The 13,948-nt window shown below is 74.0% G+C and carries 8 protein-coding genes; all 8 read left to right on the plus strand.

The window, feature by feature from the left end:
* Window positions 1-3 precede the first annotated feature (3 nt).
* Complete coding sequence (locus ACTFAP_RS23875; protein ID WP_500467344.1) at window positions 4-1,506, plus strand: hypothetical protein; 1,503 nt, start codon at window positions 4-6, stop codon at window positions 1,504-1,506.
* 119 nt (window positions 1,507-1,625) lie between these two features.
* Window positions 1,626-1,970 carry a hypothetical protein gene (locus tag ACTFAP_RS23880; protein ID WP_500467345.1) on the plus strand — a complete coding sequence of 115 codons (345 nt, stop codon included), beginning with the start codon at window positions 1,626-1,628 and terminating at the stop codon, window positions 1,968-1,970.
* 70 nt (window positions 1,971-2,040) lie between these two features.
* Complete coding sequence (locus ACTFAP_RS23885; RefSeq protein WP_500467346.1) at window positions 2,041-4,455, plus strand: putative alpha/beta hydrolase; 2,415 nt, start codon at window positions 2,041-2,043, stop codon at window positions 4,453-4,455.
* On the plus strand, window positions 4,452-8,489 hold the full coding sequence (gene eccCa / locus ACTFAP_RS23890; protein ID WP_500467347.1) for a type VII secretion protein EccCa: 4,038 nt from the start codon (window positions 4,452-4,454) through the stop codon (window positions 8,487-8,489). The genes ACTFAP_RS23885 and eccCa overlap by 4 nt, the downstream gene beginning before the upstream one ends.
* Entirely contained in the window at window positions 8,486-9,931 is a 1,446-nt protein-coding gene (gene eccD, locus ACTFAP_RS23895; RefSeq protein WP_500467348.1) for a type VII secretion integral membrane protein EccD, read from the plus strand. The genes eccCa and eccD overlap by 4 nt, the downstream gene beginning before the upstream one ends.
* An 8-nt stretch (window positions 9,932-9,939) precedes the next feature.
* Window positions 9,940-11,394 carry a S8 family serine peptidase gene (locus ACTFAP_RS23900; protein WP_500467349.1) on the plus strand — a complete coding sequence of 485 codons (1,455 nt, stop codon included), beginning with the start codon at window positions 9,940-9,942 and terminating at the stop codon, window positions 11,392-11,394.
* A 3-nt stretch (window positions 11,395-11,397) separates the two neighbouring features.
* On the plus strand, window positions 11,398-12,789 hold the full coding sequence (eccB, locus tag ACTFAP_RS23905) for a type VII secretion protein EccB (protein WP_400011670.1): 1,392 nt from the start codon (window positions 11,398-11,400) through the stop codon (window positions 12,787-12,789).
* On the plus strand, window positions 12,786-13,937 hold the full coding sequence (locus ACTFAP_RS23910) for a type VII secretion protein EccE (protein WP_436978340.1): 1,152 nt from the start codon (window positions 12,786-12,788) through the stop codon (window positions 13,935-13,937). The genes eccB and ACTFAP_RS23910 overlap by 4 nt, the downstream gene beginning before the upstream one ends.
* The last annotated feature ends 11 nt before the right edge of the window (window positions 13,938-13,948 follow it).

The raw sequence follows: 13,948 nt of genomic DNA on the forward strand, positions 1-13,948 counted from the left end.
ATCATGTCCACGGACGATGAGATGGCCGCGCTGCTGGACCACATCTTCAGCGCGGAGCACATGCGGATCCACGGTGCGTCCGGTGCCTGGCTGGCGATGGCCTCGCTCTCCGCCTCCTCCGACGACTGGCTCAGTTCGGCGGCCTCCGACACGGCGGCCGAACCGGGGGTCGGGCTGATCGAGCTGGCGGAGCGGATGGAGGGCAGCGCCGCCACCGCACAGGAGATCGCGGTGCTCGCCGGCCGGATCGCGGGTCAGCTGTCCGCCGCCGCCGAGGCGTCGGCCCAGGCGACGGAGAAGGCGATCAACCTGCTCTTCGCGTACCACGCCGTGACCGAGGAGCAGCCGGCCCAGGATGTCGGCATGGCCGCGGTCACCTTCTACGAGCGGCAGCGCGAGGCGAAGCGGGAGCTGATCGCCGAGGCCGAAACGGTGCTGGCGAGGCTGGGGACGAGCATCTCGCAGGTCACCGGGGGAGAGGTGACCGGCGGGGGCGGGGGAGGCGGCGGTGCCGGCGGCGGAGGGGGCGTCGGCACCGCTGCGGGGGGCGCGGGGGGAGCCGCCGGATCCGCCGGGGCGGGAGCGTCGGGGGCGGGGTCCGCCTCGTACGCCGCCGCCAACGGCAGCCAGGTCGGCGCGGGCACGTATCCGCACGCCGCCGTCCAGGGCCCCGAGCGGGGGGACTTCGCCGGCTGGGTGCAGAGCCCGAACACCGGTTTCCTCGTCGACCCGGCCACCGGCCGGGAGTTCGATCCGGTGACCGGCCGCTGGATCGACCCGGTGACGGGGCGGCCGTTCGGTGAGGTCACCGAGTACGCCGCCCGGCTCTCCGGGCTCGGCACCGGGCCGGGCACGGTGGTCAGTGGCGCCGGGCTGGCCGCCGTGGGGGGCGGCGCGGCGACGGCCGGTCTGGCAGGGCTCTACGGCGGCACCGTGCCGCCGAGCGTGGGGAACGCGGGGCCCGCCCGTCCGCAGATGGCGCAACAGGCGATGCGGAACCTCGGCCAGCGGGCCGCCGTCGCCAACAGTTTCGCGATGCGCGAGGCGGCCACCGGCGGCCGCCCGTACAGCCCGCCGCCGGGGGCGTCGGCGGGCGGGCAGCAGGGCGGTGCCCGCGCGGGCAGACCGGGCCGGCCCGGCGCGGCCGGCACGGCGCTGCGCGAGCCGGCCGCCACCTGGCGGTCGGGCACCGGCGCGGCGGCGGCCGGGCGCCTCGGGGGCCACCAGCCGGCTCCGGCACCCGGCGCGGGCGCCGCCGGCCGGCCCGCGGGCGGGGCCGGCGGGGCCGCTCGCACGGGGGCGGGAGGGCTCCGGGAGCCCGCCGCCACCTGGCGTTCCCCCGGTTCCGGCGAGGCGGCCCGCCGCCTGGCCCCGCCCGCCGCGCCGGCCAACCGGGCCCTCCCGCGCGAGGAGCCGAAGAACACGGGAAAGCCCACGCGCCTGACGGAGGACCCCACTGTCTGGGCGCCCAGCGGCACTGCGACGCAGGGCGTCCTCGGGGACTGACCATCCCCGATATCCCGGCGGCCCCGCGCTGAGGGGGACGGGGCCGCCGGGGCCGCGGATCGCCCGGGTGGGACACGGCAGGGGCGGTCGCCCCGGCCGCAGGAGTGAGAGGAGAGGCAATGAGTGACGACAGCCTGGAATACCTGCCCGAACAGTTCCGCACCAGCGCCGGAGGGCACCACGACGCCGCGGACGGAGCCGACGCGCTCTCCCGCCGCCTGGGATCGGTCTCCGCCTCGGCCTCCCAGTTCGGCGGCGCCGGCGCGGCGATGTTCAGCGCGTCGCTGACCGCCGCCGCGGGCGACCGCAGCCAACGGGCGCAGCGCGCCGGGGAAGACCGCACCTCCATCGGCGAGGGAGCGGTCGCCGCTTCCTCCTACGGAGAGGAAGCGGACGCCGACGCCAACACATTTTTGACCATCACCACCACAGACGTGAGCCGTGGCATCGCCGACAGCATCTGACCGCCACTGATCACACGTCGCCGTCCGGGGGCCCTTGCGCATGTCCGACATCAGCTTCACCCGCCAAGAGGTGGCCGACGAGGCCGGCTGCGATCCGTGGAAAGAGAGAACCGACTTCCAGAACGAGACCGACGCGGAGGAGATCTTCACCCTCTCCAGCGTCTTCCGCAACGGCTCGGAAGTGGCCGAGGAAACGGGTTCCGTCGCTCAGTACGCTTCCGATCTCGAAGAGCGTGCCGGTACCCGGGGCAGCAACGCCATCTATGAGAGCGCGGCGGAGCACCTCGTCCAGACCCACGCGGACCTGGGCGGCGAGAACCTCGAAGTCATCGCGCGGATCCTCGGTGAAGTCGCCGAGGAGGTGGAAACGGTTCTCGAACAGAACGAGGAAGCCATCACCGGCGACATGGGCATGAACGGGGAGATGGACCGCCACGAGTCCGATGCCAATTCCGCGTTCGACAGCTTCGAGACCTGGCTGGCCGCCCAGGTCTACGGCGTCGGCTCGAGTCTCGAATACACGATCTACGATTGCACCTTCACCTCGGTTTATGGAAAGTTTCCCGTCGACAAGGTGCGCGACCACGTCAAGAAGACCCATCTTGATCTGCTGGCCGACTTCGCTACGGAGGTCCACGAGGGCATCACGGAGCGGATCGAGGACTATTACAGCCTGCTCTACCGCAAGGAATCCGAACTCGGCGACTACGGCTACAACACCGTCGACAGTCCGCTGGACTTCTGGTTCACGCCGGGTCGTGCGGAGTACGAGGCGGAGCAGCTCGAGATCGAGCTGAACAAGGAGAACCCCGACCCGGAGAAGCTCGACCAGTACACCAGCAACCTGGGACGGATCGCGGAGTCGGTCTACGGCGACCCCCCGATGGATCCGCCGGGCACGCTGGAGGACTGGCAGTACGAATACCTGCAGACGTACTACGACACGCTGAGCCCCGACGTGTTCGAACTGCTCAGCGGAAACATGCCGGCCGATGAAGTCGGGCTGGGCGTGGGCATGGGCGCGGTCCAACGGGCGGAGCTCAACGCCGGTTTCCACCGTGCGCAGCTCGCCCTCGCCAACGGCATCAACATGGTGACGAACCCGGAACTCCTCGACGAGAACTCACGGTTCCGTGGGGACGAGGCGTACATCCCGGCGTCCATCGCCCCGTTCTTCGACCCCTGGGGAGGCGGCTCCCATACGGACCCCGACGGCCCTGGCATCACCGCGTTCAACGGCTTCGCGGAGACAATGACACATGCCACCGTCGCGCCCGGCGACGACTACGCCTTCAAGATGGCCAACGCCGCCATGGACTGGTGGGACTACACACAGATCAACCCCGACCCCTCCGGCGTGTGGAACACGGGCAGTGATGACCTGCTGCAGTCCGTGTCCCTGAACGGCGGTGTGTCCACGCAACTCCTCAATGACGACGTCTATCTGAACCGGGTGCTCGACGCCGAGTGGGGCGACGCGCCGGGGGCGGCCAGTCTCATCCGGGCGGGCACCATGCCCGAAGACGGCGAGCCGAACGAGGAACAGCTCGACGCCGCGAGAAACGTCATCATGGCGGCTTCGTCCGAGCCGGACGGCGGACGGGCGATGCTCATCGCGGTGGACATCCAGGACGCGATCTCGGACGTCGGCATCTACCACCTCGACTCCCTGGTCGCGGTGGAGGAGCACGGTCAGGTCAAGGACATCTTCGGCGAACCGATCTCCGGATTCAACATCTCGGGGGAGGAGCGCGAGGCTTTCTACCAGTTCATGGCGCGCACCAGCGAGGACGTCCAGATGTCGCACATCGCCGGTATGCAGGCCTACGGATACACCGAATCCCTCAAGGCATTCGAATCCGGCAGCGGCACGGCCATCGACAACGCGATGGAGCGCATGGGCGTCATCACCGGAGTCTTCGAGCGGGAACAGATCCTGCACCAGTTCTCCGAGGACAAGCAGGACGACAAGCGCGCGGCCGACATCAACGCGATGTGGCGCACCGGTACGTCGGTGGGGATCTCGGCGGTGGGCGCCATCGCCACTGGTGGCCTCTCCACGGCCGCCACCTGGACCGGCATGGGGAACTCGGTCATGCAGGCGATCATCCCGCCGCCGACGCCGACAGCGGAGAACAACCTGAACCTGGCGCAGTACGAGGAAGTCTTCAACACGGGTGCGCCCATGCGGCACGTCTTCGTCCAGGCGGCGGCCGACGCCGACTACGGGAGCGCCCGGCAGGACATGGAGCGGCTGGAGATCCCGGACCTGCACAGCGCGTCGTCGAGCGAGACCGCTCCGCTCTACGAAAGCAGGGCTTTCCACGAGGCCCTGAAGGCCGTGGAGATGCAGGAAGGCGTGGAGAGCGGCGGGAGCGACCTCCGGGCCAGCGATTACTCCTGGGACAACTCGAGTTACCTCGACCCACGCACGGACATCATCGGGGCTGACCCCTTCAACCGGAACAAAGACGATGGATCATGATGAGTCACAACGGGGATCGCCCCTCGACCGGACCCCTGGTCGTCATGCGCAGGCCGGCCCGGCAGGGCCGGCCCCAGGTGCCCGAGAAGGAGCTGGTGCTCCAGGCGCCGCCCGAGCTGCCCAAGCCGGAGGACAGCAACGTCTGGATGACCGCGCTGCCCGCGCTCAGCGGGCTCGGCTCGGTGCTGTACATGCTGACCATGGGCCGCGGCCCCATCGGCTACGTCGTCGGCTCCATGTTCCTGGTCTCCTGCCTCGCCATGGTCATCGGCTCGGTGGTGCGCCAGCGCGGCGCCGGGAAGAGCCAGGCCCGCAACGACCGGCGCGAGTATCTGCGGTATCTGGAACGCACCCGCACCGACGTACGGCGCACCGCCGACGCGCAGCGCATCGCCCTGGAGTGGGACGCGCCCGCGCCCGGAGCGCTGTGGGCGGTGGCGACCAGCCGCCGGTTGTGGGAACGGCGCAGCGCCGACCCGGACTTCGGCGTCGTGCGGATCGGCACCGGCCCCCGCTACCTGGCCACCCCGCTGGTGCCCGGTGAGTCGGCGCCCGTCGAGGACCTGGACCCGCTGTCCTCGGTGGCGCTCAAGCGCTTCGTCGACACCCACTCGGTGGTGCCCGCACTGCCGGTGCAGCTGGCGCTGCGCCGCTTCGCCGCCGTGCACGTCACCGATTCCGGGAGCGAGGACGGGGACCACGCCCGCGCCCTGGTACGGGCCGTGCTCGCGCACGCCGTCACCTTCCACTCGCCCAAGGACCTGCGTGTCGTGGTGTGCACCCCCGACATCGAGGGCGAGCGGTGGGGCTGGGTCAAGTGGCTGCCGCACGCCCACCATCCCGAGGAGGCCGACCATGTCGGCCCGGTGCGGATGCTGCACCCCTCGCTGGCCGTCCTGGAGGACTGGCTGGGCGCCGAACTGACCCGCCGCACCCGGTTCAGCCGCACGGCCGAGCCCGATCCGGACGTCCCGCACCTGCTCGTCGTGCTCGACGGCGGCCTCGCCACGGGCGCCGAGGCGCTGCTCGACCCGCACGGCATGCAGGGCGTCACCCTGCTGGACCTGGACGGCCGCGCCCTGCCGCTGGCCGACGCGCACGGGGTGCGGCTGGACCTGGATGGCGAGTCCCTGGCGGTGCTCGCGGGCGAGACCCGCGACGGTCTCGGCGCCGCCGACGGTCTCACCCTCGCCGAGACCGAGGCCCTGGCCCGGCTGCTGGCGCCTTACCGGATGGACACGGCCTCCCCGGTCGCGGACAGCCAGGACCTGGACACCGCCGTCAACACCCTGCCCGCCCTGCTGAACATCCCCGACCCCGGACGGCTCGACCTGGACACCCTGTGGCGCCCGCGCCCGATGCGCGACCGCCTGCAGGTGCCCATCGGTGTGTCGGCCGACGGGGGGCTCCTGAGCCTGGACATCAAGGAATCGGCGCAGAACGGCATGGGCCCGCACGGCCTGCTGGTCGGCGCCACCGGTTCCGGCAAGTCGGAGCTGCTGCGCACCGTCGTCCTCGGGATGGCCGCCACCCACTCCTCCGAGCAGCTCAATCTCCTGCTCGTCGACTTCAAGGGCGGCGCCACCTTCGCCGGGATGGCGGAACTGCCGCACGTCGCCGCCGTCATCACCAACCTGGAGGACGACCTCAGCCTCGTGGACCGCATGAAGGAGGCACTCTCCGGCGAGATGAACCGCCGCCAGGAGGTGCTGCGGGACGCGGGGAACCTCGTCTCGGTGCGGGACTACGAGCGGGCCAGGCAGCGCGGAGCCGATCTGCTGCCGCTGCCCAGCCTGTTCGTGGTGGTCGACGAGTTCTCCGAACTGCTGACCCAGAAGCCGGACTTCGCCGAACTGTTCGTCCAGATCGGGCGGCTCGGCCGGTCCCTGGGGCTGCATCTGCTGCTGGCCTCCCAGCGGCTCGAGGAAGGCCGGCTGCGCGGCCTGGAGGCTCATCTGTCCTACCGCGTGGGCCTGCGCACCTTCTCCGAGTCCGAGAGCCGCACCGCCATCGGCGTGCCCGACGCCAACCACCTGCCCAGCGCCCCAGGACACGGCTATCTCAAGACCGACACCGCCACCCTCAAGCGGTTCCGGGCCGCCTATGTCTCCGGCCCCTACCGCAGCGAGGATCAGGGCGGCGGCCCGGCCCTCGGCGGCGCGACCGGCGTGCGGGAGTTCCCCGCCGGCTACGTACCGGTCCCCGCCGACGAACGGCCCGCGGAGCCCGAACCGGAGCAGGACGCGGATGAGTTCGCGGAGAGCGAGGAGCTGGGCAGCACCGTGCTCGGTGTCATGGTCGAGCAGATGACCGGCCAGGGCCCGCGCGCCCACCAGGTGTGGATGCCGCCGCTGGACCACCCGGAGCCGCTGGACGCCCTGCACGGCGACCTGGCGGTACGCCCCGGCCGCGGCTTCGGCAGCTCCCCCGCGCGCCCCGAACTCACCGCGCTCATCGGCATCGTGGACCGCCCCTTCCACCAGCGCCGGGACCCCCTGGAGCTGAACCTGGCCGGAGCCGGCGGTCACGTGGCCGTCGTCGGCGGCCCGCACAGCGGCAAGTCGACGGCCGTCCGCAACCTCATCGCCTCGCTCGCCCTGCGCCACACCCCGGCCGAAGTTCAGTTCTACTGCCTGGACTTCAGCGGCACCCTGTTCCCCTTCGGCAAGCTGCCGCACACCGGCGGCGTGGCCTCCCGGCTCGACTCGGAGACCGTGAACCGCACGGTCGCCGAGGTGCTGGAGGTCATGGAGAGCCGCGAGGGCCGCTTCCGGGACCTGGGTGTGGAGTCGATGGCCGACTACCGGCGGGCCCGCGCCGAGGGCACCATCACCGACGACCCGTTCGGCGACGTCTTCCTGGTCGTCGACGGTTGGCAGGTGCTGCGGCAGAGCTACCCCGACCTGGAGGCCGCCCTGATGGGCGCCGCCGCCCGGATGCTCACTTACGGCGTGCACCTCGTCATCACCGGAAACCGCTGGCTGGACATGCGCATGGGCCTGCGCGACCTCATCGGCACCAAGGTGGAGCTGAAGCTCGGCGACGCCCTGGACTCCGAGGTCGACCGCAAGGCGCAGCGCGGCATCCCCGCCGGCCGCCCCGGCCGCGGCATCACCGCCGAGAAGCTGCACTTCCTCACGGCCGTGCCGCGCGTGGACGGCGTCCACTCCGACGCGGGCGTCTCGGACGGGGTCGCCGACTTGGTCCGCCGGATCGACGGCGCGTGGGAGGGCGAACGGGCCCGCCGCGTACGGCTGCTGCCCACGTCCTTCACCCTGGCGGAGGCAACGGCCCCCGACCGCCCCGGAGTCACCGTGGCACTGGAGGGCAACCGCCTGGAGCCGGTGGTCTTCAGCCCCGGCGAGGACCCCGGACTGATCGCCGTCGGCGACACCGAATCCGGCAAGACCTCGCTGCTGCGCGCCATCGCCCGCCAGATCGTGACCACCCGCACCCCCGACGAGGCCCGGCTGATCATCCTGGACCACCGGATGTCCCTGCTGCGGGAGTTCGACGGCCCGCACATGCTCGGCTACTCCACCACCCACGAACGCTCCACGGAGGTCCTGGCCGGCGTGGCCGAAGGGCTGAAGAAGCGGATCCCGGGCACCGACGTCACCCCGGAGCAACTGCGCGACCGCTCCTGGTGGAAGGGCGCCGAGATCTACGTCCTGGTCGACGACTACGACCTGGTCGCCACCTCCCGGGGCAACCCGCTGCGCCCCCTGATCGACTACCTGCCGCAGGCCCGCCAGATGGGGCTGCACCTGTACATCACCCGGCAGGCGGGCGGCGCCTCCCGCGCCGTCGGCGACCCGGTGCTGGGCCGCATGAAGGAACTCAACTTCCCCGCCGTGCTGATGAGCGTCCCCAAGGACGAGATGCCGATCTGGGGCGTGCGTCCCGCCCAGCGCAAGAAGGGCCGCGGCCTGCTGCTGCACCGCCGCCTCGGCAACACCCCCGTCCAGCTGATCCGCACCCCCTCACCCCTCGCCCCGGCCACCGACGACACCACTCCCGGGAAGCAGCCATGAGCGTCCCCACCACTCAGCGGCCGGCGACCGTGCCGCCCCGGCACACGCCGTCCCCCACCGCCCGCACCACCGAGTTCGTCCGCATCGGCCTGGCCGGTCCCGCCGGCCGCGCCGACCTCGCGGTGCCCGCCACCGTGCCGCTGGCCCGGCTGCTGCCCACGCTCCTGCGGCACACCGGCGAGGAGCCGGGAGCCGACGGCGGGGTGCGGCACGGCGGCTGGATCCTGCGCCGGGACGACGGCAGCGCCCTGGACGCCGCCGACTCGCTGACCTCACAGGGCGTGCGCGAGGGCGACCTGTTGTTCCTCGGGCACGGCCACGACGACACCACCCCGCCGCTGTACGACGACGTGGTCGAGGTCATCGGCGACCACGGGGTGCGCGGGCCCTGGCCGTCCTCCGCCACCCGCCGCACCGCCGCCGGGATGGCCGTCGTCGCCACCCTCGCCGCATGCGGCGCGCTGGTCGCCGCCCCCGGCCGGCTGCCGGGCTGGCTCGGGCTGGCCACGGCGCTGCTCGCGCTGGCGGTCGGCGTGCTGATGTCCCGGGCCTTCGCCGACCGCGAGGCGGGCACCTTCGCCGCCGCCCTCGCCACGCCGCTCGCCGTCCTCGGCGCCGTCCGGCTGCTGGGCACCGATCCGGACCTCGGCGGTCTCGGCGCCGGCCATGTGCTGCTCGGCTGCGCCACCATCGCGGTCATCGGCGCCGTGGGGCCCCTGATCGTCGGTGGCGGCGAGGGCACCTTCACCGCGCTGGTCACGGCCGGTCCGCTGGGGGCCGTCGCCCCGCTCGCCGCAGTGCTGTGGGACGCCGAGCCCGCCCGTGGCGCCGCCGTCGCCGCGCCCCTCGCCCTGGCCCTGACCACCGTGTGGCCGACGCTCGCGCTGCGGTTCGCCCGGATCCCCGCCCCGTACGTGGCCGCCTCGGCCGAGGACCTGGAGGAGCTGCCCAGCCAGCTGGAGCACGAACGGCTGCGGGCCCGGATCGAACAGGCCCGCCGGCTGCTGCTCGGCATGCTGCTGGGCAGTCACCTGGTGGCCGGGGCCGGTGCCCTGGTGCTGTTCGCCTCCGGCGGGGTCTACCCGACCGTGCTCGGCGGCGTGCTGGTGCTGGTGATGATGCTGCGGGCCCGGCTGTTCAAGGAGACCCGCCAGGCAGCGGTTTCCCTGGTCACGGCCCTGCTGGCCACGCTGGGAGGCGCCGCCGCCCTCGTCCTGGGCCAGGCCGGCCACACCCTGGCGCTGCTGGGCATCGCCCTGCCGCTGGCCCTGGTCACCGCCCTGGTGGCGGGCAGCGTCGCGGTCGCCGCCGGCCGGGTCCGGGTCAACCCGAGGCTGCTGCGCGGCCTGGACATGCTGGAAACGGTCGTCCTGGTGTCCGTGGTGCCGCTGGTGCTGGCGGTCTGGCAGGTCTACTCCACCCTGCTCAACCTCAAGGTGTGAGGGCCCGGATGACCAGCGCTCACCCGGCCCGGGGTGGCACTGCGGCGGCAGCGGCACGGCGCCGGGCGGCCGTCCTGCTCGGCCTCACCGCCGCGCTCACCCTGGCCCCCCTGACCCCGCTCGCCCCGCCCGGCACGGCTCTGGCTGCCGAACCGTGCCGGCAGGAGGTCACCGGGGCCGACCTGCCCGACGGCGGCCCCCACCCGCTGATCGATCTGCTCGGCCTGCGCCAGACCTGGGACCTGGCCACCGGCGCGGGGGTGACCGTGGCCGTCGTCGACTCCGGCGTGGACGCCCGGCATCCGGACCTCGCGGACGCCGTCGTCACCGGCAGCGAGTACGTCATGGTCCCCGCCGAGCAGGGCTTCGCACGCTCCACCCCCGCGCCGGAACAGGACTGCGAGGGGCACGGCACCGCCGTCGCCGGTCTGATCGCCGCCGACCGCACCGAGGGGGACCGGATGACAGGCGTCGCCCCCGACGCCGCCGTCTACCCGGTCCGGGTGGCCGACGGCGTGGACCGGGCCAGTTTCGAGACGCTGGCCGCCGCCATCGACGACGCGGTGGACTCCGGCGCCGCCGTCGTCAATCTCTCCTTCGCCATCCCCGGCGACCGCGAACCGGTGCGCGAAGCCGTCGAGCGGGCGGTCGACGCCGGGGTACTGGTGATCGCCGCGGCCGGCAACGAGGGCAACCGCGACCCGTCCCAGTCCATGTACCCGGCCGCCTACGACGGCGTGCTCGCGGTGGCCGCCGTCGACGGCACCGGCGCGCCCATGCAGTCCTCCAACGCCGCCGAATGGGTCGACCTGGCGGCCTACGGCGAGAACCTGCCCGTGGTGGCGCCCGGCGGCTCCGGCTACCGGGGCGAGTCGGGGACCAGCTTCGCCGCCGCGCAGGTCTCCGGCGCCGCCGCCCTGGTCCTGTCCCGCTTCCCCGAAATGAGCGCCGACGAGGTCGCCCAGCGGCTCATCGCCTCCGCCTCGCCGGTCGGCGGCGGACGCAACGACCTGACGGGCGCGGGCATCGTCGACCCGTTCGGCGCGGTGACCGGTCTTGGCCTGGAAGGGGGCGGCGCGGCCGGCGACACCGGGGAGACGACACCCGGCCGCATCCCGGTCCAGGCGGTGCCGCGCCCCGAGCCGGCACTCTCCGGCACCGCCGTCACCGCGCTGGCGGTCAGCGGCGGGCTGCTGCTGTCCGTGGTGCTCGGTCTGCTGGCGGCGCCCGCGGTCCGCCGCGCCGCCCGCCGCGGCTGGCACCCGGGACCGCTCGACACGGCGCCCGAGGGCCCGCCCGCCGGCCACCCCCCGCCCCGCCCCCCGGCCGGGACCCGGCTCGACTGGCTGGACGGCACCGACCTCCCGCCGGCCGCCGCCCGTTCCACCGGCACCCCGGCCGGCCGCCTCCCCCGCGGCAGGCACGCCACCACCGCCCCGCCCCCCACCCGGAACCGGACCTGATACATGGCCACCACACGCGAACAGGCCGAGGCGTACGCCTACGACAACCGCCGCCGCACCACCAGCCTCTTCCGGGGCACCGACGAGGCCAGAACCGACCCCCGGCGCCGCCTCAACCGCGCACTGGGCAGCGGCGTCGCGGTCGGCGTCCTCATCATGGCCGGCTTCGGCATCGCCGGCATGCTCGGCGCGGGCCGGGGCCCAGGACTGCCCGCCACCGGAGCCGTCGTCGCGGGCGGCAGCGGTGACCGCTACGTCGTCAGCGACGGCACCGTCCACCCGGCGCTCAACCTCGCCTCCGCGCTGCTGGCCGGCGGCGGGGAGGTCACCTCGGTACGCCAGTCCGTCCTGGACGCCGCCCCCCGCGGACTCCCGGTCGGCATCCCCGGCGCGCCCGACGCGCTGCCCGGCGCCGACGCACTCGTCGACGAGGTGTGGACGCTGTGCGCCGTCCCCGCCGAGAACGGCGGCGACCCGGCCAGGACGGCCCTGTACGTCTCCGTCCCGGAGGCGGCCGCCACCGCCGAGCACCCCGCGACGGTGCTCGCCGAGGACGAGGAGGGCGACCTGTGGCTCCTCACCGAGGGCCGCCGTCACTCCCTGGAACAGGGCATCCGCGATCTGCTGAGCCTCACCCGGGACCCCGTCCCGCTGCCGCTGCGGATCATCGCGACCCTGCCCGAGGGCCCCGGGATCACCATCCCCGAACCGGGCAGCGGCACCGGGGACGCCCCCGACGCCGAACTGCCCTTCCCCGCCGGCGTCAACGACCTCGCGCACACCGACCCCGGCGGCGGCAGCCCGCAGTACTTCCTGGTCCGTCCCGACGGCCTGGTCTCCGTACCGGAACTCGTGCACACCCTGCTGGGCGCGCACGCCACCACCGACCACACCATCACCGCCACCGCCGCCGCCCGGGCACCGCGCTCGGCGCAATCCGTCCCCGGTGACCGCTCGTGGCCCGACGCCCGTCCCGTGGCGACCGACCCCGGCCGCAACCAGCCGGTGTGTGTCAGCACCCCGCCCGGCGGCCAGCCCGGCGACGCGCCGTGGCAGGCCACCGTGCACCTGCCCGCCACCCTGCCCGAGCCCGGCGGTCTCACCCCGGTCCGGGCCGGGGACGGACGGCTCGGACTGCTGGACGAGATCTACGTACCGGCCGGCTCCGGCGCGGTCGTGCGCGCCACCACCTCGGCCGGCGCGGGCGGCACGTACACCCTGGTGACCGACGGCGGCCTGGCGTACCCGTTCGCCTCGCCCGAGGCGGTGGAACGGCTGCGGTACGCGCCGGGCGCCGCGCCCACCGTGCCGGCCAGTTTCGTCGGGCTGCTGCCGGCCGGGCCCGTGCTCGACCCGCTCGCCGCCGTGGTCGAGCAGAAGGGAAACCAGGAATGATCAGGGGATTCGGCAGGGCCCGCTGGGTGGCCGTCCAGGCCGGCCTCGGCGCGGCGGCGACCGGCGTCGCGGTCGGTGGCATCGCCGGCGGCGCGCTGGTGGGCGGCGGCGTCGTGGCCCTGACCGGCGCGCTGCTGCGGCGGCGCGGCCGGTGGGCCGACCAACTGGTGACCGCCCGGCTGCGGCAGGACGGCGGGCACCGCGTCACGGCCGGGGACGACGCCCCGGAGCCGGACCACCCGGACGCGCCGTACGGGCGCGGGACGCTGGGCCTGGCCCGGACGCTGCTCCCCGCCCTGGACATCACCGCGGTCGCGGACCGCAACGGCCCGCCGGTGGGGGTGCTCGCGGACGGCCGGGGCCACGCCGCCGTGCTGGCCTTCCCCGGCGGCACGGTGCCCTCGCTGCCGGTGGACCTCATCGCGCGGGCGCTCACCGAGGACCCGGCGCGGCCGGCCGCCGCCCAGATCCTGGTGGAGCAGTTCGGGGTGCCGCCGTGGGACTTCCACTACCGCTACCAGCCCACCGTCGCCTACCGGCAACTGCCCTCCGGGGGGCGGCCGGTCGCGGTCCGGGCCTATCTGGTGCTGCGCTACGAGCCGCTGGACGCGCCGCAGGCGGCGCTGCGCCGCGGCGGCGGCGCGGCCGGCGGACGGGCCGCGGTGGTGGCCGCGCTGGCCCGGCTCCGGGCCCGGCTGGCGGCGCAGGGGATGCGGTCCGATCCGCTGGGGCCGCAGGAGACCGCCGCCCTGCTGCGGCAGATGGGCGACGCGACCGGCGAGGGCCGGGCGCTGCCCGGCAGCTGGGCGGGGAAGGGTGCCACCCACTGCACCATGACCGTGCCGGTCGCCGCCGCCGCCGACTGGGCCCGGCTGATCACCGCGCTGGGCGGCTGCGCGGCGGACCGGGTGGTGACGGCGGCCACCCTCACCCACGACGACGGCATCCGGGTGCGGACGGCGGTACGGCTGGTGTCCACCGTCGCCCAGCACGCCGCGGCCGAACGCGACCGCCTGGTACGTACCGGCGTCGTCGGCCCCCCGGCGGCGGACCAGCGGGCCGGCCTGATGGCGACCCTGCCCCTGGCCCACCCGGCCCGCTCCGTGTGGGAGGCGGCGGGCCTGGTCCCGTCCGGGGCCGCGCGGTGACCGGGACGAAG

It is taken from the genome of Streptomyces sp. PH9007 (genome assembly GCF_059813725.1).